The sequence below is a fragment of the Paraburkholderia sp. BL23I1N1 genome (assembly GCF_003610295.1).
Taxonomy (GTDB): domain Bacteria; phylum Pseudomonadota; class Gammaproteobacteria; order Burkholderiales; family Burkholderiaceae; genus Paraburkholderia.
Map to the genome: position 1 here is coordinate 211,362 of NZ_RAPV01000003.1, position 22,735 is coordinate 234,096.

At 58.4% G+C, this 22,735-nt stretch carries 14 protein-coding genes and 1 pseudogene; 5 read left to right on the top strand and 10 right to left on the bottom strand.

The window, feature by feature from the left end:
- The first annotated feature begins 3 nt into the window (after nt 1–3).
- Nucleotides 4–1,134 (top strand): patatin-like phospholipase family protein, encoded by a 1,131-nt coding sequence (locus B0G76_RS40155; RefSeq protein WP_120298265.1) that lies wholly within the window; start codon nt 4–6, stop codon nt 1,132–1,134.
- 88 nt (nt 1,135–1,222) lie between these two features.
- Here the strand turns inward: B0G76_RS40155 and B0G76_RS40160 are convergent, their stop codons facing one another.
- From B0G76_RS40160 to B0G76_RS40200, 6 genes and pseudogenes are all read right to left on the bottom strand, one after another.
- Entirely contained in the window at nt 1,223–3,541 is a 2,319-nt protein-coding gene (locus tag B0G76_RS40160; RefSeq protein WP_120298266.1) for a hypothetical protein, read from the bottom strand.
- A gap of 77 nt (nt 3,542–3,618) precedes the next feature.
- On the bottom strand, nt 3,619–6,384 hold the full coding sequence (locus B0G76_RS43215) for a hypothetical protein (protein ID WP_183082321.1): 2,766 nt from the start codon (nt 6,382–6,384) through the stop codon (nt 3,619–3,621).
- Complete coding sequence (locus B0G76_RS40175) at nt 6,377–7,603, bottom strand: hypothetical protein (RefSeq protein ID WP_120298268.1); 1,227 nt, start codon at nt 7,601–7,603, stop codon at nt 6,377–6,379. Before B0G76_RS40175 ends, B0G76_RS43215 begins: the two co-directional genes overlap by 8 nt.
- The gene (locus tag B0G76_RS40180; RefSeq protein ID WP_120298269.1) at nt 7,600–9,234 is read right to left on the bottom strand and encodes a hypothetical protein; all 1,635 of its coding nucleotides are present in this window, start codon (nt 9,232–9,234) and stop codon (nt 7,600–7,602) included. The genes B0G76_RS40175 and B0G76_RS40180 overlap by 4 nt, the downstream gene beginning before the upstream one ends.
- A gap of 1,215 nt (nt 9,235–10,449) precedes the next feature.
- Nucleotides 10,450–11,658: an IS91 family transposase gene (locus B0G76_RS40195; protein WP_120298271.1), complete on the bottom strand. Its 1,209-nt coding sequence runs from the start codon at nt 11,656–11,658 to the stop codon at nt 10,450–10,452.
- An 8-nt stretch (nt 11,659–11,666) separates the two neighbouring features.
- Nucleotides 11,667–12,576, bottom strand: a pseudogene (locus B0G76_RS40200) (tyrosine-type recombinase/integrase).
- A 973-nt stretch (nt 12,577–13,549) separates the two neighbouring features.
- Here B0G76_RS40200 and B0G76_RS40205 point away from each other — a divergent pair.
- Together B0G76_RS40205 and B0G76_RS40210 are read left to right on the top strand one after the other, a co-directional pair.
- Nucleotides 13,550–15,040 carry a P-loop ATPase, Sll1717 family gene (locus tag B0G76_RS40205; RefSeq protein WP_120298272.1) on the top strand — a complete coding sequence of 497 codons (1,491 nt, stop codon included), beginning with the start codon at nt 13,550–13,552 and terminating at the stop codon, nt 15,038–15,040.
- 419 nt (nt 15,041–15,459) lie between these two features.
- Complete coding sequence (locus B0G76_RS40210; RefSeq protein ID WP_120298437.1) at nt 15,460–16,803, top strand: IS4 family transposase; 1,344 nt, start codon at nt 15,460–15,462, stop codon at nt 16,801–16,803.
- A gap of 148 nt (nt 16,804–16,951) precedes the next feature.
- Here the strand turns inward: B0G76_RS40210 and B0G76_RS40215 are convergent, their stop codons facing one another.
- The 3 genes from B0G76_RS40215 to B0G76_RS40225 all read right to left on the bottom strand — a co-directional run bounded on the left by B0G76_RS40215 (nt 16,952) and on the right by B0G76_RS40225 (nt 19,206).
- Nucleotides 16,952–17,347: a hypothetical protein gene (locus B0G76_RS40215; RefSeq protein WP_120298273.1), complete on the bottom strand. Its 396-nt coding sequence runs from the start codon at nt 17,345–17,347 to the stop codon at nt 16,952–16,954.
- 15 nt (nt 17,348–17,362) lie between these two features.
- Complete coding sequence (locus tag B0G76_RS40220; RefSeq protein WP_120298274.1) at nt 17,363–18,088, bottom strand: hypothetical protein; 726 nt, start codon at nt 18,086–18,088, stop codon at nt 17,363–17,365.
- A 467-nt stretch (nt 18,089–18,555) separates the two neighbouring features.
- Nucleotides 18,556–19,206, bottom strand: coding sequence for a hypothetical protein (locus tag B0G76_RS40225; RefSeq protein WP_147394153.1), 651 nt, complete (start codon nt 19,204–19,206; stop codon nt 18,556–18,558).
- A gap of 1,052 nt (nt 19,207–20,258) precedes the next feature.
- Between B0G76_RS40225 and B0G76_RS42665 the strand changes: the two genes are divergently transcribed.
- Both B0G76_RS42665 and B0G76_RS40235 read left to right on the top strand, forming a co-directional pair.
- On the top strand, nt 20,259–20,774 hold the full coding sequence (locus B0G76_RS42665; RefSeq protein ID WP_147394154.1) for a hypothetical protein: 516 nt from the start codon (nt 20,259–20,261) through the stop codon (nt 20,772–20,774).
- Between the two features lie 303 nt (nt 20,775–21,077).
- Complete coding sequence (locus B0G76_RS40235; protein ID WP_147394155.1) at nt 21,078–21,488, top strand: hypothetical protein; 411 nt, start codon at nt 21,078–21,080, stop codon at nt 21,486–21,488.
- Between the two features lie 599 nt (nt 21,489–22,087).
- Here the strand turns inward: B0G76_RS40235 and B0G76_RS40240 are convergent.
- Complete coding sequence (locus B0G76_RS40240; RefSeq protein WP_120298278.1) at nt 22,088–22,513, bottom strand: response regulator; 426 nt, start codon at nt 22,511–22,513, stop codon at nt 22,088–22,090.
- Nucleotides 22,514–22,735: the final 222 nt, after the last annotated feature.

Here is a 22,735-nt window from a genome sequence, read left to right on the forward strand (position 1 = left end):
CGCATGGACGCCCTCAATCAAAGGAAGTTGCTCGCCATCGACGGCGGCGGCATTCGCGGATTGCTCGCCGTGCGCGTGTTGAGTCGCATCGAAGCCATTCTGCGCGATCAGAGCGGTCGTCCCGACCTCGTCCTGGCCGACTACTTCGACTACATTGCCGGCACCAGTGCCGGCGCCATTCTTGCCGCCGGTCTGGCGCTCGGAATGAGCATGCAACAACTGGATGCGCTTTTCACCAGCGATGCACGCGCGATGTTTGCGCCAACGGCCAATATCGTTAAGCGCATGCTGTTTGCCCGCTATGACGCTTCCGCGCTGCGCAATTGTCTGCAGGAAATCTTCGGCGTTGACACGACACTCGGATCGAACCGGCTCAGAACCCTGGTGATGCTGGTCATGCTCAACGCGCGGACGAACTCGCCGTGGCCAGTTAGCAGTAATCCGAAGGCCAAATATAACGACGCGCAGTATGGGGTGGAAAGCAATCTGAATTTTCCACTTTGGCAGTTGGTTCGGGCCAGCACCGCTGCGCCGTATTTCTTCGAACCGGAACGGATTCGCGTCGGGACTCAGGATTACCTCTTTTACGACGGCGCGCTGTCATCGCTAAACAATCCGGCTTTCAAGCTGTTCCAGATGGCCACCCTGCCGTGCTATCGGCTCGAATGGCTCACCGGCGCGGATCGGATGCTGTTGGTGTCGGTAGGGACCGGCCTTTTTCCCAAGGAAATACACAAGCAGACGCTGGCCGAAAAGCAGGTTGCGTCAACCCTCTTGATCGCCATGCAATCCCTGATGTTCGCCAGCACCACCGAGGTCGATATGCAATGCCGTGGCTTTGCACGTGTTCTGGCCGGCGACGACATCGACGGCGAGGTGGGAAACTTGAGCAGCGAGGCGCCGATCGGCGGCACGCCGCTTTTCTCCTACATGCGCTATAACGCCCTCTTGACCCCTGAAGGACTGGAAGCGATCGGCTGCGCGGACCTGGCAAACAATGCTTTCAGACTGGACGACGTCAACGCAATGGCAGCCTGTTCTGAAATAGGCGAGGCAGTCGGCCGGTTGCAGGTCAAACCGGAGCATTTTGCAAGTTTCCCGCCGACCGCTGAGGCTGGCGGCAGAATGTGCTAGCTGCGAGCAACACGACTGAGCGCGACTCGCCGCCTTTCGTGGAATCTGTGCTCCGATCGCCCCCGATCTTGCGTCACCGTCACCGGACTCACGTTTGCGCGGAAGGTGGCGCGCGCGTGATTTGCCGCGGACCGAGCGGCTCTTCAATACGGATCGTTTCCGCACTGTGTGATTCCTGCTCGACCTCGAGCGAGACCTCTTTCAGTTGCTTCTTGACCTCCTCGATACGCCTGGTGATCTGCTCTCTCGGGTTGCTGACGAATCCGTCGCCGTCGTCGGAAACTCTGGAGCGTTGCGCCAAAAGGTTTTTGAGTTCAGCGGTAAGGGCATCCATCTCGAGAACCGCGACGTCGCCCAACAGGGGATAGTGCACGGATAGCAGCAATGGGTGAAGAATCACACACAGCCCAAGCTGTTCGCTCATTCGCTGCGCGAAATGCGCAATGACGATTCGCCGGACGTCGTGCGAGTGGAGGGCGGCGCGCGGGGTGTTCATGACGATGCTTTTCAGTAGTTCCAGGCAATCTCTGAGCGTGGATTTAATCAGCGCTTTATGCTGTTCGACGTCCAGGCGTTTCGCGTTGAGGTAGAAACTCGTCCAGTTCTGCTGGTCCACCGATTCCACGAAAACCGATGCGTGCGCGTTGATGGTAATGGTGGTCTGGGTGCCGGGCCGCTGGATGAAAAGCGGAATCTCCTCGGAGAAGGGGAGGCGTGTCAGCTCATTCATCCGGTCTATGATGGGGTCCTTGCCCGGCTCGAGCCGGAACGTGATCGCCTCGAGTCCATAGGTTCTGGCGAGTACTTCGTTGACCGCCTGAAGCACTCTGGCGGGCAAGTCCACGCTGCGTGCGGGCTGCACCGCATCGTGAATCGATCCGTCTGCTTCCTTGGCCACCGGGACGCCGTTGACGTACGGCGAACTGTAGTAATCCAGCGCGCTCTCCGAACTGAGTGCAGTACGAACAGCGTCTGCAATCGACGTTTTGACCCGGTCTTCGAACTTATCATAGGCCGACAGCGCTCGCGCGAACGTGTCGCCACCTTGCTTATAAACGCGCACGTCTGCCTTGATCCTGACAACGGCCTTGATGGTCGGATCCTGAAGTCCGTACTCATCCTCGTCAATCGGGATGGGGTGACCCTGAATAAAGTCGATCTGGGGAATCGCGAGAATCGCTGCCACTGAAACGATTCTATAGCCCACCTGCGCGGCCGAGGCCGCGATGCTCGCAGTGATCGACCTGGAGAATTCGAGGTCTCCGTCCACGCCGTTAAGATAGTTTCCGATCACCTCCTCGAACCGTTTGTTCAGCAGGTACGCCTTCGAGGCTTCGGCGGCGTAGTTCGGCAGAAAATCCTTGGGTATGGGCGCGCCGTTTGCCTCCCAGCGGTCGCGGTCGATAAGCTTGTACTGGATTGCGTGCTCGACTTCGATGCCATCGCCCTTTACGCCGTTGACCGGGTAGTGCGCTTTGAATCTGATCGTGGTTTCGGCGGGCGCCGCCTCGGCATCCAGCACAGGATAAAGAATCAGCGTCTGTACGATGCGTCCGGTTCCGGGACCGAGCGCGAGGGACAGCTTTCGGGCCAGCTCGCTACAAAATGCCGGCGTCGCTCCGCAGATATTGACCCATGTTTCCTTCGACAGCTCCTCGGCAAGCAGCGCTCGAAACCACGCCTCGACAGGTTGAATCTGGTTGGGCATCCATGGATTCCTGAGCCGGGCGCCAGACTGACGGCCCTCGACCGTACCGTCGTAGGTTAGCCGTGCGACTGAGCTTTGCTCAGTCATACCCCATACAAGTCGCGCCTTATAGCCGATCCTGTTGCTCTGCAGCATGTCTGACGTGCGCACTGTCAGCGAATTGGACGGGTCGTTGAAATCGATGGATTCGCGCGAGTCGGCCACCACCGCCGTGATCAAAACGTTCTCAATCGGAAAGTTCTGTTCGGTCAGCGCGTCCTTGATTGCCGTGCACCACGGCCCCCAGCCCGGACGTTTGTCCCAGCGCCTCGCGAACGTATCCTGGATATCGCGGCCGTATCGTGCGGTGGCGTTGCCAATCGCCTGTTTGAACGTGGTGTCGAAGTCGAAATCGATCTTGAGCGCGCGCTGCAGGAACCTACGCGCCGCGTCGGGGTTGGATTCCACTACGCCTTCAAGGCGAACGATGCAGCGCATGACGCGCGTGGTCGACGTACTCATGTCCGGGACGTCGAGCTTGACCTCCGTGACGAACCGCCGGTTTGCGAATACGCGTACAACTTCCCGGTCCGAAAACATGCCAAGGATTGTGCCGATCCTGCGGGCCGCGCGCTCGATCGGGAATTGCCACTCATCCCGGGTCACGGACGGCGGCTTCTTCCCCTTCGGAACAAACTCGAACAGCGACTGGATATCCATGTTGCTTTTCTCTCGATGTGAAATGCTCTAGCCTGGGTCGCGCGAGCGCTGAAGCCGTCACGCAGCAGTCCCGGCCTTCAGCCCAACGCCTTCAGGCAATCGACGAACACCTTCAAGGTGGCCGTGCGATCATCCAATGCTGCTTTGGCCTGTTCCAGATCGACCTGCGGGAACTGGGTTCTTTTAATCCGATGCCAGTTCGATAGCAGTGGCCAACAGTCGTCCACGCGTTTGAGCAATGCCTGTGCGCGTGATTGCGATCCTTCACGAGTAGTCAGCCACGCGCGCAAGGTGTTCGAAAACACGAAGTCACTGGAGCTGGCAGCGCCTGCCTCCGGGTGCGCAGAAATGCGATGTGTCATCGCCATGAGAACTACCACAGGCAGCATCGCGAGTAACGGTCGAATGGCGGCGCTGAATCGAATCAGCCAGGGATGAGGGTCCGGGTCCTGTTTCACGAGGCCTTCCCAATACCACCCGTTTGAAAATTGTGGCGTCTCGGGATGGTTCGGGTCGAGGCCCATTTGCAAGGCGAGCCAATGACTCAGCGCATCGTGTTCGGCAGCGCCAAACGACCCACTGGCGAACACCACATCGGCGACCTGGCGTGTGATGTACCACAGCGTTCGCTCTTCAGCGAACACGTTGTCGTGGGTGTCCGTTAGCGAGCGTGCATTCAGATATTCCCGGTTGAGCCAGTATGAAACGTACGAGCTCGATAGCAGGCGAATCAGGCTGGTCTCGCGCTGTTCAGCCGCGACGTCGCCGGGTTCATAGGAGGCCCACGGTTCGACAGCCGACCAGTTCAGCCCCCACACGGCGCGATTCAGATAATGTGCACACGTTTCAGTGAGCAGGATCACGTCGGCATTCGTCGGCGGCTCAACCTTGATCCAATCGTAGCAGCGAACAATGTTGTCGATCAGGCTGACCAGCAGCGTGAGGCTGTCGAAGCCTGCTAATGGGATCGGCCATGTCTCGTTTTTCTCGCCAGGATGAAAGTGCTGGCGCAAGGTGTTCACGAGTGCCGCGCGCGCGTCGTCATCGTCGTGGGTCCGGGTACGGAACAGGCTTCGATACATCTCGAGTGTAATGCGGCGCGGATACTGCGTGTACAGATGCCAGAACAGAAGCGCCGTGCTTTCGGCGAGTAACTGGCGGGGCAGCACCACGTCCGGCATGGGGGCGGGCGAACACAGCGAACGGATCACTTCCAGCAGGCGGTCGTCAGGTGAGGCGCCCGCGAGTTCGGCGATCAGAGCCGGTGTCCGTCCAACGGAGCGCCGTAGCGCAAGTTCGTGGTGGGCTGCCTGGGCCGCTTCGGACACACCGGGCCGGGGCGTGCTCTGGCCTTGAAGGTCGCCATAGACGAGCCGCTTCAGCCGCTCGGCGGCCGCGGCCGGGTCTTCATGAACAAGTGTCCGAATCGCGCCAAGCTCGAGGTCCATGAATTGCTTGGCAATCGTGTTCGATGTATGGCCGTGTGCGAGCCGATGGCCGAGATGACGCATGTAGCGTTCGCGCAGCAACGGTGCCTCACGCTCGAACATTATCTGGAACATCCGGGCCCGACCGAGGCTGTCGACTTCCATTTCGCCGTCCCGATCCTGCGTTCCAGCCAGCTCCGCGATGGGGGAACCACGCCCGGCCGGTGTAAACCGGATGCTGCACTTATCGAGAATCCGGTCTGTGATGCCGTCGAACCTGCGAACGCGATTCGACGGATACCGTTTCGAAGGGGTTTCAGATGCGAGTTCGTCGCCGAGCTCGATGATCTGATCGGCGGTCATCTGCGGAAAATGCGAGACCAGAAACAGGCAGGCGGCTTCGCGGGGGGAGTCTTCGTCGCCATCGAGAACACACGCGTGAAAGAGCGCCGACGATTGCTCATTTTCCAGTGATTTCGACTGCCACGCCCGCTGGATGAATGCGACATGGCCTGGCATGTTCAGGCTCGTCAGTATGGCGTCGAGCGACCACGTCCGGTGCATGTTCAGAACCAGATTTTCAAGGCCACGTTCTTCGTCGAGATCGAGCGATGCCTCGATGCCGAGGTTGCGGATCGTCTGTACGACGATCTCGAATGCACGATCCGAGACGTTAAGCAAGATCGGCAATGAGTCGGCTTGCCCCTTCGTGCGAACATTGTCTGCCAGGGTCAGGCATATCAGGCCATGTCGCAGCGCGGGTGCGGGGGACGAAGACGCGAGCAGTACCCCGCTCGCGTGGTCGACGTTTTCCGCATCCCAGGCGAGCATGAGCAATGGGCCGTCCGGTGGGGTCAGCTCCTGGCATTTGCGAAGGAAGTCGCGTGGACGACGGTGCATGCGCGTCGCACTGCTCAGCCGCTCACTGCCCGACGGTGGCGAGTCGCGCGGCACATAAATTTCCGGCGACGCAAACAGTTCAGCGGCAGCAAACCCCAGCAGACGCTCGTACGCTGCGATGATCCCCGTGCGTCCGCACGTGAGGGGAGGATCGAGCACCTTGCGCAACGCGGCGACGACTGCGCGCCAAAGCGAGTCATCAATGCCGAGTCTGAACCGGAACGAAGAGAGTGCCTCGGTCGCGGAGAAGCTGGTGTACAGACTGAGAAAGGCACGTGCCTGATCGGACCCCGGACCCGCTGCTGTCGCGGGTCCCGGTCCCGTCCCTGCCGCCGCTCCCGCTCCCGCTCCCGCGCCTGCTCCCGCTCCCGCCCCTGCGCTCGCCGCCGGGCCGGCAGCATCTTTTGAACTATCAGGTGGCGCGCCAGTTGTCGATTGATTGCCGCCGGACGCGGTGTTACCGGCGGGTTTGCTCTCGTTGTGCGCTTGTGCGGCACTCGTTGATTCGTCAGTCATGATCGTGCCGTGTCAACGGTTCGACGAGTACGACCGCAGCGGCTGCGCTCCGCTCTGATTGTCGTGCTAGCTGACCGCCTTCATTCAGGTACCAGAAGTTCGACGCCCCGGCGACGAGACCCAGCTGATAGAGCGTTGCGCGCGGCAACGCATACACTTCGCGAAGGCGCTGCGCCTGTCTCGCGTCAGGAAGCGAGAGTCCGAACTGGCCAACCTCGTTTTGCAAGTGACGCACCGATGCTTCATCGACTGCCAGCGACCCCGCGTTGTCGGGCCGTGCCCCCCCGAGCGGCATGTACTCCTGCCAGAAGCTGGCCCGGGATGTCGCGAGCGGGCCGCTCGACACCCAGAAACCTTGCGCTGCATCGTCGCTGGGCCAGATCAGCGTCATGGGCAGCGCAAGGCTCTCGTTCTGGCAGATCGTTCGCCCCTCGGTCATCTGCCGCGCGAGGCTGCGTTGCTCGGCCCATTCTTGTGGAAGATCTCGCGCAGCCCAACCTTGCAGTGCGGCCGTCGAATCAATAGTGGGCCGTCGCTTGATGAACTGGTCGTGCCAGTAACGCTTGAAGTCCGGCAAATCCGTGGCGAGAAAGTCGAGCAACTCGGGGCGCTTGATTTTCAGCAGCTCAAAGATGTGCTCGTACTGCAGCTTCACGACCCTCATTGCGGCGTGGGCCGCGCTTTCATAAAACCCTGCGTCGGGCAACGCACCCTCCCGGGGAACGGAAAAGTCGAGTGGAGCAACGATATTGGAGAGGTCCCAATCACGATGGATCAACTGGGCGTTCGGACCGCTGACGCTTTGCCACTGATCGGGCGACATGGGGTGCCAGCGAATCGGCACGATCATGGATTTCCGCAGTTCATCGAGGGTGGCCTCAGAGCAGCCCTCGATGAAACGATTGGCGACGCGATCAACCCGGCTGCGGAACAACTCCATCTCGAAGATGCACATCGGGCTGAAGATCCATAGCGGCGACTGGTTCCAGAAAAACAGGATCGACGAGCCGGCTGCGCGGACCAGTTCCGCGCTCCAGTCGGCGCCTGGGCGAATGCCCCGCTCTTCATCCGTATCCTTGAAAATTGTGATCGAGGCGGGTAACACGACCTCGGCGAGCCGTCTTTCCATGGACTGGAATAACGCATCGAGCCCCGGTCCGCCGCGCTTGCGTGGATAACTCCAGAAGGCGGTGACGAGGTTACTCTGCGGCCGGTTCATTGGCTGGCTCCGGAGGACCCGTCAAGCGCATCGCACGCACCCGGCGCGGCGGGTGAAGAGTTTTCATCAGAGATAAGGGCTGGCTGACTGGCGACGTTGACCGTGAACTGATACGTCACGCAGCCGTGGTTGGTCGCCCCAGGTCGCGCGACCCGGAATAGAACGGTCACGCTTACCGCACACGTAGGCGACTGGGGATCGCACGTGGTGGTTTGAGTCGAGGGGACCGGCTTGTAGTCCCGCTCCGGCCACCGGTTGAAAAGATACGGAAAAAATACGTTGGGTTGCGAGTTGCGCTGGCCGCGGTAAGTCACCGCTGACGCCGCGTACAGTTTTATCACGTCATCCGGATGGCCTTGCGGCGCGTTGATCGCGTCGAACCATCGGCTAATAACGGCATCAGCGCGTTGGTCCGGCGTGCCGGCATCGCTGCCGGCCGATGCATGCTGCGAGCTCCTGAGCACGATGACGGCCAGCGCGCCCGCGGCGGCCACGACAAACGCAATAAACAGGCGGTTCTTTCGAGCCTGCGCCGGTATGGGGGGCCGCTGGGAGGATGCCTGATTTCCGGTCGTGTGACCGCGTTGCGCCGACGGCATGGGCGCCGCGTTGCCTGTTGCTCCGGTATGTGCAGCGGCTTCGGCCGATGGCCTGGCCGGCCGCGACGAGGCTTGTGGACCGCTGAATTCGGCCGAACCAGGCGCCTCGAGGGCCAACTCGCACCACGGACAGCCGCTCGCCATATCAGAACGGTATGTGTGCGTTTTCTCCACAGCGCACGTACGCATCGAGGATGCCATTGCCGCTAGCTCGCGCGACCAGCGTTCGGCATCCGGGCGCGGCGTGGAGCGTGTGCTGGAGGGATCAGTAGCCTGCCTGAAACACGCCACAAGGCCCGGTGACAGCATGTTCGCCGTAACGTGAAGCGTGGGGTGGGCGCGCCCGCCACGCGAGAGCTCCCCGTTGAAAAGCGCCGCCCAGTCGCCCACATCCTTTTGGGTCGGCTCGTCATTGAGGAACACGAGTTCAAAAATCAGCCGTGCCAGCGTGAAGTTGTCATGGTCGATCGTTCGCGCGGTGCTTTCGACCTGTCCGGTTTTCAGTTCAGGCGGCGGCCACTGCAGCGCTGCCGCTGAATCCGCTGGATCGATAGCTTCCCCTTCTAGGAGGAAACTGTCGCATCGCGTGAGTATCAGTTCGTTGTCCATGCTGATTAGCACGTTGTGCAAATCGAGGTCTCCGACCAGCATATTCTCGGCGTGCACGGCAGCAACGCATTGGGCCAGTTGCTCGGCGAAGCGCATCATGCCGCGCCAGTCGAGGTTGGGAAAACTCGCTTGACGCTTCGCCCGCGGTATCAGATGCGCGAGTGTCGATTGATGCGCGACGAACGGAACGATGACGGCGTCTCTATCGTGGAACGTAAACGTGCCCGCGGGCCAGGCACAACGCGCACGGAGCCGGGACGAGCCGGACGAGATCAGGCGATTAATGCGGTCCAGCCGGGTCTGATTGCCGGACGTCCGATACATCTTGAGCAGCGTATCGTCGTTCTCGAGACTATATAAATCGGACTGCCTGCCTGCACTCACGCGCTCGCGCAACTTCAGTTGTTCGTTATCAAACACCATACGCAGCGGCTCCGATCAGGTACTGATTCGCCTCTTTCGAACCACGGAACGACTATCAGGCAAGGTCTGGCTCCGGCGGCAGATACCTCGGGGCGCCAAGTCGGTCGACGTCGTTGGAGAATCAACATCGGAAACATGGACACAAGTCCGGGTTAGGGTACGAGCATCGGTTCGGTAAGCAATGTGCGGCAACCCACACAGAAAACCTTTAATAGATTCTCATCTCAGCAATGCCCGCGACTCGGGGGAAGCAAACGTACGCGAGCAAGCCCGACATCGCGGCTGAGCAGCCCATCTGTGGTCTGAACAACAATCACATTGGAGTTCGCGAGCCTGTGTACGTGTCGGAGACTTCGCCCAGAGCGAAGCGCGTGACGAAGCTACTACGGGCCTTGGAGAAGATCGCATTTCTCTTCATCGCCATGTCCCCAGCCTATAAGTCGCGCAAAAGACGGCCATTTTAAGGTTCGACCCACCCGCTCGCTCCGGGTCGATCGGGATTCGGGACTTCGCTCGTAAGCAACAATTCGTTGCGGACTGGCCACGAACGCCTGCGCCTGAAAGCAGCGGCCGACGATATGACGACCGTGTTCCGTGCTCGAATGTCCGTTGCCATTCGAAGCATCAAACAACGCCCAATTCAAGCTTTGCACCGATCGCGGATAAGATCAAATGCCGCCTGAAGCGGAACTACCCGGCAGCGGACATTCATCGGCAAACCGCGCCGACCGTCCGCTTCGCCCGAACTCCCGTCTCCCTACGCGAACCGACGAACGGCCGTTGTACCTTGAAAGCTGCCGTACATGTTGCGCTGGGTCGACGGGCTGCTATGGGTCGCTATGTAAACCTCTGCATAGAGCAGAGATTTTTTTGGTTGGCGATCGCGGCTACTGACGCGTGTACAGGCCGGTCGGGGCCAGTCCGCGATCGGTAATCAAAAAAATGTTTGTGCTAAACCGCTCCGCAGGCGCTGGCGTCTATGGGCATTGAATGATCGTCGCGGTGATTTGCGATACCCGGCGCGTGGCCATCGCACGCCGGAAGCGGGCGGGCTGACGGAGCCGGTTGCGCGAAGACAGCGGGAATGCGGACGTCAATGGGTAAGGAATGCGGAGTTTCGCGGCATTGTGATGGTGCGATGACGCCAAAGTACGAGTGGGTTCGCGCTGGCCGCGTGGGGGAAGACCAACGTGCTCGGGGTGGTGCTGATACCGGTCAGTGCACATGGCTCGGGTCAGGGGGAGCCCGCGGCAGGATGCCAGGCACACCGCCTTCGATACGGACCATGTGGCCCTTGCCGCACACGGGGCAATCGCGCAGTGACCTGCCGGTGAGCCGTTGGTAACGGTCACGGTAGTCTTTCGCGATGGCGGGTAACGCAGCGGCGGGAGGCTCGACGCCGAGCAGCCGCCGGCAGGTCGCCAGTCGCGCTGCCCGATGACAATTGGCGAGCCACCCGTAGCTGCGGATACGCTTGAAGCCGTCGGGCAGCACGTGCAGCACGAAGCGGCGGATGAACTCGTCAGCCGTCAGGGTCATGGTCCTGTGGCGGGCTTCGTGACGGTAGTCCTTCCAGCGGAACAGGACCGAATTGCCATCAAAGCGCAGCAACCGGTTATTCGAGATGGCGACGCGATGCGTGTAGCGGCCCAGGTAATCGAGCACCTGTGCAGCGCCGCCAAACGGTGGTTTCGCGTAGACGACCCACTCCGCGTGAGCAGCGGGCGCGAGCCAGGCGGCGAACGCTCGCGGGTCACGTAACGGCTCGAGCTGGCCATGGAAGCGCAGCGCGCCGGCGTCGAACGCGCGGCGCAGCTGGTCGAGAAAGAGCCGCCGGAAGAGCCGCGAGAGCACCCGCACGGGCAGGAAGAAGCCGGGCCGGCAGGCGATCCAGCGCTCGCCGTCCGGGGCAATGCCGCCGCCGGGTACGACGCAATGCACGTGCGGATGGTGCAGCAGGTTCTGCCCCCACGTGTGCAGGACCGTGATGAAGCCGATCTCCGCGCCCAGGTGTTTCGGATCGGCGGCGATCGTACGCAGCGTCTCGGCGCTGGTGCGAAACAGCAGATCGTAGAGCGTCTTCTTGTTCTGGTACGCGAGCGCGGCGACGGGCTCGGGGAGTGTGAAGACGACGTGGAAGTATTCGACCGCGGGAAGCAGCTCGGCGCGCCGGCGTTCGAGCCATTGCGCGCGGGCGAGCGACTGGCACTTCGGACAGCAGCGATGGCGACACGAGTCGTAGGCAATGCGCTGATGGCCGCAGGCATCGCACTGCTCGACATGACCGCCGAGCGCGGCGGTGCGGCACAGCTCGATGGCGCTCATCGCGCGGTGCTGGGCACGACTGAGGGCGTCGGCGTGGGTCTGCCGGTAGTGAGGGCCGCAGCGGCGGAAGATGTCCGCCACCTCGAGCGCCGGTCGCATCGCCGGCTTCAGAAGTACTCGGGCGCAGGCGGCTGGGAGGGAGTGGGTGCGGGATGCGGCAGCAGGTCGAAGGGACTGGTGGTGGCGCACACGGTGCTCGTCGCCAGCTTGAGGTACCGTGCCGTGGTCGCCATGCTGCGATGACCCATCAGCAGCTGGATCCGGCGTACATCGGCACCGGTTTCCAGCAGATGAGTGGCGAACGCGTGCCTCAGGGAATGTGGTGTAACGGGTTTCGTGATGCCGCTGCGCTCACGTGCAAGCTGGCATGCGTCGCCCACGGCATGGCGGCTGATGGGCCGCCCCGGAATGCTGCCTGGAAAGAGCCATTCCCTCGGGTGGGGCGTCCTGCCAGTAAAGTCGCAGGACCTCGAGCAGACGCGGCGAGAGCATTACGTAGCGGTCCTTACGGCCTTTACCCTGGCGGACACGGATCATCATCCGCTGGCTGTCGATATCGGTGACCTTCAGATGCACGACTTCGGAGACACGCAGGCCGGCCGCATAGGCCGTCATCAGGATGGCGCGCTGCTTCAGGCTGGGAATCGACTCGAAGAAACGCGTGACTTCCTCGAAGCTCAGGATGACCGGCAGCTTCACGGGCCGTTTGGGCAACGGGAAATCCTCGTCACTCCAGTCCCGCCTGAGCGTGATGCGGTACAGGAAGCGCAGCGAGCCTACGGCCAGTTGGACACTGGCTGGCGCGAGCTTGCGTTCGTTGGTCAGGTGGATAATCCAGGCACGGATCTCTTCGGGACCGAGCACCTCGGGTGAGCGCCGGAAGTGTCGGGCGAAACTGGAAACCTGCAGGAGATAGGTCTTCTGCGTGTTGACAGCAAGGTTGCGGATCTGCATGTCGTGCAGCATGCGTTGGCGGAGCAGTGTCATGGCGAACCTCCAGGAGACAGGGGATGGCATGCCCGGTCGGGCACCTCCATGCTGCTCCTGGCCGCCTGCTCGTCCCTTCCTCGTGCCCCGGCATCCGATAACCGTCCTGACCGAACGCCAGGCACTGACCCCCGCTTCCCTCCCACTACCGCGTCAGCGGTTTAGTACAGCGACCCCTATGCGCAGATCGAAACTATGCGCACCTACCGTCGGATTGACGATGACGAGAGCATCCGACCTCACGTCATCTGCACATAGTTTCGGCGTCGGGCAGTCCGGTGGCAGTTTGTCGGGCTCCCGATGTGAACCATATTGAAATCCGAGAGTGCCAGCGGCGGAAGCGCATTCTCCTTCATTAAAGGATTGATCTCGCTGACGCGTAAGTGTTCGTCGTGATTCTGGTAGAGGTCTGAGCGATTACGACCCGGTGTCGGAATGGAAACTATGTTTAGAACCACGGTTGTCAACTTCGCTGAAAGCCGCGTTGCCGCTGGTGTGGTTGCGGCCCTTCGGTACGAAATGCGCATAGTTTCGATGTGCGCATAGGGGTCGAGCGCCGCCGATCGCAGTCGTGCAAGGCGGGGGTAAGGATGCGCATTGCATGAGGCGGCACGCGGCCAGTTTCAACCCTTCGGAGAAGGATCACAATCGTCCGCTGCAGTGGGCGAGTTGGGACAATCGCACGATGAACTCTTCGCCTCCCGCTCGTTCCTATAGCTCGTCTAGCGCACGTGGAAACCTTGGGTCCCCGCAATACAAATGACCGCTCGCCGACGCCCTCCGACTTTATAGGGCCAGGCATGAATTCCCTTCGCGGGCGACGCTACACCAAACTTTCAACAGACGTCTATTGGCAGGGAGTATCGTGGCCTGGTTCAGATAAAATGGTAGCCGCGGTTAAGCAGACAGACAGCGATCTCGTCTATCCATTGAGCAGCCCTTCACGCGTTAATCGAATTTTAGTTTTACCGGGAGAAGGTCATTGAATCACGGAAATAACAATATGATTAGAAAGGATGTGTTGGCTGGCGCGGGGTTCGGTAGCAGGATTGCAGAGGATGAAGGCGATCATTTGCACTCTTACTTCGTTGAGACGGATCAATGGAGAAGGCTGCTTTCCGGCGAAGTCGACATTGTGTTCGGCGCGAAAGGTGCCGGAAAGAGTGCCCTGTACTCGCTATTGGTCGCTAAGAAAGATGAGCTTCGTCTGGGGAGACGCACACTATTTCTTGCAGCGGAAAATCCTCGCGGAACACCAGCGTTTCGTGATCTGACTGCTGAACCGCCGTTGTCGGAGGAGCAGTTTCGAGGACTCTGGAAGCTCTATTTTTTGTCGATTGCGGCCGACTATCTTCGACACCAGTTGACGTCGCAGAATATGAAGAATGCGGCCGCATTGAGCGTAATCCATGTCCTCACGGAACACGGACTTCTTGCGCCGGGTGTGACGTTGCTATCGCGGCTGAGAGCGGCACTCGGATATATGCGGAGATTCATACCCCATGTCGAAGGTGGCGTGACAGATCCACACTCGGGCCTGACCTTTACCGGCAAGATCACTTTGGGTGAGCCCACCAGCGAGCAACGGGGTGCTGGATATCGGTCGCTCGACGACCTGTTATCACAGCTGAATCTTGGGTTTCAGCAAGTGAACATTACCGTTTGGCTTGTGTTGGACAGGCTGGACGTCGCATTTGCAGAATCGGACGCTCTGGAGGGTAACGCACTACGGGCGTTGTTTAGGACATATCTCGATACACTCGCGCTCTCGCATATCAAGACGAAAATCTTTCTTCGGGACGATATCTGGAACAAAATTGTTGCCGGGGGTTTTAGGGAGGCGAGTCACGTAACGCGTTCGTTAACGCTTTCGTGGAGTCAGCAATCTCTTCTCAATCTCATTGTTCGGCGCATTCTCTCAAATGAAGCTGTTTGCACCTATTACGGCGTCAATCGTATTGAGGTTCTAGCCACCGCAGAGCTTCAGCGCGAATTCTTCTACAAAGTGTTCCCGGAACAAATCGATATTGGCAAGAACAGACCTAGGACCCTAGATTGGATGCTTTCGCGAACGGCTGATGGAAGCAAGCGCACGACCCCTAGGGAGTTGATCCATCTGCTTTTGGCCGCACGCGAAGAGCAGCTTAAACTCACTGAACTCGGCAATTCTGAGCCTGAAGACAACCTTCTCATTGGGAAGACTGCGATTCGTTTGGCGCTGCCCGCCGTTTCAAAGGCGCGCTATGAGCAGACGCTATGCGCAGAGAATCCAGGATTGCAGCCGTTCCTGCATAAATTGGAGCGGGAAAAGGCGCAGCAGTCGCTCGTTTCACTGGCGGCTCTATGGAACTGTCCGGTTGAAAAATCCTCCGAAATTGCGGAAAAGCTCGTTGAGGCGGGATTCTTCGAGCGGCGCGGTGCAAAAGATGCGCCGATCTTTTGGGTCCCAATGCTATACCGAGATGCGTTGGACCTGGTGCAGGGCGCTGCGTGAACTAGCGCAGACCGCACGGCTCTTGACTGACCGAAGATCAATGAGCACTAGATCCAATGGCCAGAAGCGACCGTCTCACACATGTCTGGAAGCGGCCGATCGTAAGTTTCCTGCGATCGGCCGCAATGGGTCGAAATGAGCCCGACGTATCAGGCAGCACCCGGCCATGAAGCGCCATTCGCTTCACCGTTGGTCAGACATTCAGACGTCGTTTCTAGTCAGGAACCGGCCATTCCACTCGAAACGGTGAAGTGTTGCTCGTCGTCGGAGGACCCCGCCAAGAGCATCGTCTTATACACAAGTCTGGCCTCCGCAACGGTAGGCCGGAACAAACCGTCGTCGAGCAATGAGATAGACCGGGGCTTGTAAACTTTCGGCGCGCCGCGTTTACTCTCGCTTTTTGCGTGAACGCCTTGGCCCTGGAAGCACCGTACTGGACGGAAACCGAATTTGCTGACCTCGACCTTGGCGACGCGCGCCTGAACAAGCGAGCGAGGACATTGATGGAACGATTGGCGGCCAAGCCGACGGCTGGCGTGCCGCAGGCGTGTCGGGGCTGGGGCGAGACGATGGCGGCGTACCGCTTCTTCGACAACGGCGAGGTCGAGTGGAGTGCGATTCTGGAGCCACACTGGCGGCAGACCGAGCAACGAATGGCCGCTCAGTCGGTCGTGTTGTGCCTGCAGGACACCACGGAACTGGATTTCAACGGCCGGCAGGCCGCGGGCCTTGGGCCACTGTCTTACGAGATGCAGCGCGGGATGTATTTGCACCCGACCTATGCGGTGACGCCTGAGCGGGTGCCGCTGGGTGTACTCGACGCGTGGATGTGGGCGCGTGAGCCCAAGGACGCGCAGGGCAAGCGCGGCGGCCTCAAGGAAAGCCTGCGCTGGATCGAGGGTTACGAGCGGGTAGCGGAAACGGCATCGAGCCTGCCGTACACGCGACTGGTGTACGTCGCTGATCGCGAGGCAGACATGCTCGCGCTGATGGTGCGGGCGCAGGAGTTGGGCACGCCGGCGGATTGGCTGATTCGCTCGACCCACGACCGCGCGCTGCCCGAGGGAGCCAAGCTGTGGACGGCGACGACAGAAGACGCACCGCTCGGCGAGATTGCCTTCACGATGGGCTCGCGTCACGGCGTGAAGGCGCGCCAGGTGCGTCAGCACGTATGGTTGCGGCGCATCGAACTGCCGGCAGGCGTGGGTCAAAGCGTAGCGGCCACGTGTCTGGTGGCGCGTGAGTTTGATGCACCAAGCGGCGTCAAGCCGATCGAATGGCGCTTGCTTACCAACCGCGAAGCCACGACGCTGAAGGAAGCGATTGAACTGATCGACTGGTATCGGGCACGCTGGGAAATCGAGATCCTGTTCAACGTGCTGAAGAACGGTTGTCGTGTCGAGGCGCTGCAACTGGGCGCGATCGAACGGCTCGAGCGCGCGCTGGCGCTGTTTCTGGTCGTGGCTTGGCGAATCGTCCATCTGATGCACAGGGGCCGCAGTTGCCCCGATCTGGATGCCGAACTGTTCTTCGATGTCGACGAAATTCGCGGCGCGTATTTGCTGACCGACGTCAAGCAGCCGGCCAAGCCCAAGCTCAACGAGGTGCTGCGCTTGATCGCGCGCCTGGGCGGATTCCTCGGCCGCAAGGGCGATGGCGAACCCGGCGCGAAAGCTATTTGGCTGGGACTCAAAGAGGTTCATGTCGCTGCCAAGACATTGCAGAAGTTACGTGCCGGCGGTCACGCTGGAGATTGTGTATAAGCCGATGCGCCAAGAGATGCAGCCCTTGGGCGGTCGTGTGCGGCTGTAAGCCCAACGAATAGGGATTTCTGTCAAATTAAACGATTCTTGAAAACCTGATCGGCGAGTGGCATAGTCCACTTGCCGATCAGTAACATCCGCTAGCCGATTAGACATCTAGGCTGTTTTTCAACGATACCCCCGCCTGAATGATAGAGGCCGGGTTGCCTGTACTTATCGCTGCTACTAGTGCAACAATCGAAGCCACCACGTCTACGGCATTCTGAATTTGGCTGGCAGTTGCCACCGCATCTTTCAACTCCTGAATGCTCGAATTAATTTCGGCTACTGCCTGATCGGCCTCGTTACCGGCAATAACGATTAGCTGGCCCTCCAGATTTGAAACGTAATTAATAAGTTCGAAGTCGTATTGGACTAGTTGCTTGAAGTTAGAATCGGCCTGTCCGGCAGGTGTTTTGAGGTATGATCTCAGATTTTGTTCAATCGAATTTATCTCGTCAACTAGATTCTGGATTGCGGCAGCTTCCTGCGCGGGATCAGACATGTTTGCCTCACAACGTTAGTTAATAAATGCCTTTCTAAAGCTGACTTGTACCGCATACGCCTGTTTTGCATAAGAGACAACTGAGTCGCTTATCTCGTGAAATGATGGGTTGACGACATCTGCTGCGGCCGCATCCAATGCAGTACCCATTGAAGCTAGCGCTTTGTTATATGCATCAACCGCTTGTCGGCGCTGGGACAGCGATGATTGAATATCAGTCATACGCAGTAAGTATTCTTGTACTGCGAGCCTCTCATTTGATGCGACGACGCTCACGGCAGTAATTGCGACATCATATGCTTTGCCCTCTTGCGCCAGCTGCGCATCATAGTCATGCACCGCGGAACGAATGGCCGCTGAAATCTCTTTTGCGGCCTTTACGTTTTGGGGTGATAGGGCGTCCGCGATCTTAGCGTGCCTGTACACCTCAAGTGCAGCTGTGCCAACAAAACCAACGATTGCTTCGACCGCGCTCTTTTGATCAGCGGTTACTGCAGTTAACTTCGCTGAGTTGAGGCTGGATAGAATGCCATCTACATCTTTAACTTCTCCGTTTACAGTCACATAGTTATCTTGAGATATTGCACTCAAAGCTGACGCGTAGTTTTCGAGGACGCTGTTGTATGCCAATATCCGCTTTGTTTGAGCTTCGGCTACAGAGCAGTCCGTTTGCGACGCTTCCGCCTCTGAGGCCGCCGCATCCATTTTTGCGACACGATAAAACTCAATTTCGGCGGCCATGCGCCGGGAGCATGTACCTTGATCGTCATTGAGTAACAGGGAAGTGGAGTTCGTTACGGTCGAAGTAGCTGAAGCGAAAGTCCGAACGCTAGCGAGATTTGAGCACGCACATATCCACGGTGCAAAAATCAATACCAGTACGAGATTTCTTTTCACAACAAATACTCCTTGAGGTTAGTTGGAGCGATCTTTCGGTGAAATGCTGTGAAAGCGAGTGCGCGTAAAACAATATATTCGCGGGACCCAAGTACACTTTGGCATCGCGACCAACTCGTTTTCCTATGCACCGGAAAACCGCAAGCTGTTTATATGCCCGCGCCGGCCGGCCTTCTCCTCGAAAAGCTACACGGATTTAATTGTTACTTAGTGGAAAACAGAACTGCACCATTGAACTCAATGGATTTGTCACTTTTCAGCACCCGGCACAGCACCCTGAGCAGCGCCCTGTAGGGCTTCCGGTACTCCAGTCACGCCAGCGGCTCCCCTGCCGCTGCACCTACTGCAGCGGCGACTCCGCCTGCCGCCGCTGAGGTTGCAGTCCTCGCCCCGAGGTAGAAGCTGGTCACCGCGCTCATCAGGGTGCCCGAGGTCACCAATAACTGGTTCGCAAAATCGGTAACTTCCTGCGGATTAGGATTTCGATAGGTAATGGTGTAGCTGGCAGTTGGGTCGGAAGCGCCACCGGAGCCTCTTCCGGGATTTTGGATAATCTGCAGATCCGGCGCGCTTGCGTGACTCTCCATGAATTTATCTCGATCTGCTTGGGATACGTTTTCAATTCGGTTGCGTGGCCCTCCAACCGAGATTCCTTGATATAGAAATACCGTCAATGCCGCAAACAAAACAACCAAAGAAAGTGCGATTACCGCTCTGATCGATCCCCCCGGCAATGCTAACGCCTGATCCTTATCAGTTAGGCCGAAATACTGGAATATCGTCGCTACACAGGTCAAGACTATCAGCAGTACCGTGACTCCGCCAATCGATAAAACGGGTAGTCTCACCGAGTCTGGAACGTTCGTATCGGAGATTAACCATACAAACGTACCTGCCGCCGCAATCGAACCGATAACGATCGCCAAGGCAACAGACGCTCCGAATTCACTGAATTTGCGCATCGCCTGCTCCATTTGTATTCAATACTCAAGCGACAAGACTGTCCGTTCTTGATATGCGCTTTGACTGACCAGCGGACTCGGCAATTCGCATCCAAGCCCGGCCTGCAAACGCATCGACAACTGAGTCTAGGCGTTCGCTCGCCTCGCGCAAGGTCTCGAATTATTTGAATGTTCGACACCGAACAGATCCGTCCTATTCGAGAAGATCAAATTCCGCATCGTACTTTCCGCTACCACGGGTTCTTACGGGTTAACGAACTGTCAGATAGGGCCTTGTGCGATCGACCAAATTGCAGGGAAGATCTGAGCTGTGGCCGTAGCGATCTACCACTTTTGTTTCTGGATCCCAGATGCAATTGCGCTCGGGCCTTCAGCGCCTTATTCGCTATCGACTGCGACGGGCCCAGTGGTCCCGAATTGAGCAACAACCATCCCGCAAGAGACACCAATAATGTCCAAGCTCGTTATATATCGGCTCGCGCAGTGGCAGCATGGTTCGGCTCCTGCTGGAGAACGAGGCGGATTGCCTCATTCGCCAACATAAACCGCGCGACCGGCCTTGCCCTGACCAACAGCGACGGGCCGGAGCCCCTACCGCGCGAGCGGTTTCGTTCTTCGGCCATCTGCGGACGTTGCGGGTCCAGCCTGGAGGACATTCCGTAGTCCCTTTTTCACCCGAAAGCTGACATCGGAAAGAGCAGAGAGCCGCTCTAAGCAATTACAGTGGGAGCAAATTTTTGGAAGGTTCCTTGACTAGTCATTCAATCACGGAGCCATGCGCGCTAGCGTGCCTTAATTAGAGTTCGCGCTTCGGGCCAGTCACCCGTCGCTCGACGTAACGCTTCACTGGCTTGCTAGGGCGTGGCGTATAGGACATCCATCGCATAGCTGATGCGCGCCTGCTCGTAAGCGACGTGCGTGCGATAGCGCACATATAACTGCGTTCGGGATAACACTTTAGAGGCTGCAACGGTACCGTGGAGATAGCCACAACGCTCGGCCTGTCATCGATAGTTGAAGTCCTGAGTGGAAGCATCGGAGAGAAAATAGTCATGGACAGCATTTTCGATATTGCGACTTCAGTATCGACACCGCTCGCGCTGGGAGGTTTTCTAGCGGCTGTCGTGTTTTTTATATTTCGCCAGGTTATCGCAAAAGATATATTTCCCCAATTAACCGATGTCCTCGGGGCCGATATTATTCGACGAATAATTGATCGACTTTTTATCTTGGCTCTTGTAACAACTGTTCTTGGAATCGGCGCGTATGCATATATAAAAACAATCGGAGAGGGTCCGATTCCTAGCATACCTCATAATGCATTCTCGGCTGGTAACGGTGACATCTTTGTTAGAACAGGAGCGAACACGTGGAATGAGATTTCTCCCCCAAGGACCGATCCATCATTTACTTTCGAAGAGTCAGGCCGTACCAGCGATGAATTGCTTTTGTACGATAAAAGTAGAGACATGCATGTTCGTTTTCCAATTCCATCAGGTACTGCGACATGGCGCGTAGGGGAGTCAGGTCCTTGGACGAATTGGTACGTGGTGACCTATCACAAATAATGAGTGGGTACTTTTAAAAATGCATTCAAACTGAATCGCATGTCGCATGCATGGTACCGTTTGTAACGGCTGACAAACACGCAGGCGCTTCGTTCGAGCCGCGAAGACCTCAGAAGGTTGAGAGCGAACTGTCGTGGGCATGCCGCTCCAATCAGCGCTGGCCACTTTCGGCCAGGAACGGACGCTCGACATGTGAGGCGGGAATGCTGACAATTCCGCGAGGTCCGAGGGACAATCGACATCCTTTCGTGTAAGCGTCACTTGGCGCGTTACACCGTTCTTCATCCCAGCCGGAGATCAAGAGTGTCTTTGCATAACGTTGTGTCGCTGCCATTCACGTTACTGAATCGCGGTCAGCTCGGTGCCGCAGGCGTGCTTTTCTTCTTCTACGCGGTAATTCTCGCCTGTATTGCCAAAGGGTTGTTCGAGATTGTCAACTTCGCTGGTGTGAAGACCCAGACCGGAATTGCCAAGGTCTTAGCAAAACGGATCGTGCCCGCTCATTGGGAGTGGCAAACTCGTGGACGCTATTTGACGCGTGTCTATGTGGAGGAATACGAGATACTGGATTTGGTTATCAACGGCCGAAAGATGGCGTATCGACCGATTCCGTGGATTATGGAGCGAACCACAGGAAACACGACGGAGCCAGTCCAGTTCAAGGCTGCCCGATTCAATAGCAAAGTACAGATCACAAAATTCAAATACCTTTAGTCGAGGGAGATTCCATCAAAACGGCTGCGCCCACATACCGGCCTATGTTAAAGATCGATGCGTCTCCCAACGGCCGCTCTTGAGAAGGCCGAAGGTCGGCTCAGGGTCGACCTGAGCCGTTCAAAGTCACTTTGTCGGCGCGATGGTCAGGTGAGGCAACCGCCCTAAACGGCTTTGCAGGCCGCCAGCTTTCAATTACGATCAACGTGTTACCGACATTGACCACTCACACTAACCGCTCGGCAAACTCGGCTACGCACAACTCACCAGCATGGACGGACCGCTCGCGACCGAGGTCGTGTGAAAACGCGAAAGTACTCGGTTTTCGGGTGTCGTTTTACCCTTCCCGAGATGCTGCCAAGCCAGCACAGCGCGATTTGAAGGGGCGATTTTTGAGGAAGCCGCATGTGGCGTGCATTGTCACACGGCCTCGACCCGTTGTTGCCGTTCAACCAAGGCCGCGTCAAGGTCGACCTCTTAACGACAGCGGCCATTCGCGCTAAATTCCGCTCAATGGATCATTGGTCAAAGCCGCGAGCTTGGACGAGCGACTTGATGTGGCTAGGTTAGTGGTGATCCAGCAACGGGCGAAGATAGCCCTAAAGCGCTTCCGCAAGTTTCCAGACTGGACACGGCTTGCGACATAGGCCGTCAAAGCCAATCTGCCGGATATCGCGCGCTGTCTCTTCGGGGAAGATGTTAGTCATTGCGACAATCAGGACACCATCGAAGGCGGCGTCGCCGGCTGCCTGCCGGACGAACCGGAAGTCGTCGGCATGACACAGGCGCGTGTCGATCAGCAACACGCGCGGCTTCCAATGCTCAAGCATCAGTTCCAGATTTTCCATGGTCGACGTGGCGACGGCCACAAAACCTTTCAACCTGAGCAGCAACGCCATGGATTCCCCGACCGAAACTTCGGCATGGGCCACGACCATGCTTTGAGAATCGACGGCACTGGTGGGACTCTTCAGACGCCACAGGGCGAACTGTCCCTCATCTTCGTGAGGTGGGCGTTGGGTCATTGGCGTGAGGGACGTAAGGCCCACTTTGGTTGGGCTGCGACGGACAACGGGGGAACCGAAGCCGGAGAGTCGGTTCAGCCAGGCTGGTAGATGATTTCACATCGCTGGATGGTCGTCAGTGCCAATCCGATACTGATCTTTTACGCCTTGCGCGCGGTTCCGTGTGGTTTTTTTGCGACCATCGCACCCTTTTGGCGTCGCGCCAGATGACGTCCTGCAAGC